Raw genomic sequence first — 820 nt, 5'->3', positions numbered from 1 at the left:
GCTGATATTCCACGTTATGTGCGTAAACGGTTGGCTGACTTTGGCGATGACCGCACCGCTATTCGCGAGTTTGGTTTTGAGGTGGTTTATCGTTTGTGCGAGCGTCTTATCAGTGAGGGCGTGCCAGCCATGCATTTTTATAGCATGAATAAAGTTGAGCCAAACAAGCGCTTAGTAGAAGCCTTAGGCCTTGTCTCTTAGTTCTTATAACAGATTATTTATCATAACTGGCGTTCTTCGGAGTGCCAGTTTTTTTATGCTAAATATAAAACATTCAAACCGTTATAACTTTATAAAAAAATTACTTTTATATTAAGCTCTATTTACTATAGAGATACTTTTATCTAAACAATATTTTGCTAAAATATATAAGAAATATTGTCGTTTAAATATAGGATTCAGTCATTTTGAGACGTTTTTTTTATGCTACTAGCAGTGATATTGATGCCAACTACCCTAAATTAAGTACTTTCTCCATTGGTACAGATATTGCCTTAACAGAAAGCATCGTACATCATTGGGGCCGCGTACTGCGTGCAAATGTCGGAGATGAAGGTATTTTATTTGATGGCTTTGGCGGCGAGTATCATGTAAAGCTGCAAAACATCGGCAAAAAAAACGCTACGGTGACGTTGTTGGCTCATACAGACAAAGATCGCAATGCTCCTATCCATACCAAAATAGGCTTGGTCATGAGTCGTGGAGATCGGATGGATTATGCGATTCAAAAGGCTACTGAGCTGGGTGTGACTGGTATTCAATTGTTAAGCAGTCATCATGGTGAGGTGAATCTCAAACCAGCGCAAGTAGATAAAAAGCT

General features: G+C 38.9%; 2 protein-coding genes. Both read left to right on the top strand.

The annotated features are described in order from the left end of the window. The coding region (locus ACS8FD_RS18930) for a methylenetetrahydrofolate reductase (RefSeq protein WP_439276993.1) at positions 1–201 on the top strand (201 nt) is incomplete at its 5' end. Between the two features lie 206 nt (positions 202–407). After that, the coding region (locus tag ACS8FD_RS18925; protein ID WP_439276992.1) for a 16S rRNA (uracil(1498)-N(3))-methyltransferase at positions 408–820 on the top strand (413 nt) is incomplete at its 3' end.

Source organism: Psychrobacter sp. 1U2, assembly GCF_051847575.1.
The sequence above is the reverse complement of the archived record's forward strand: the minus strand, read 5'-3'. Positions and strand labels throughout refer to the sequence as shown.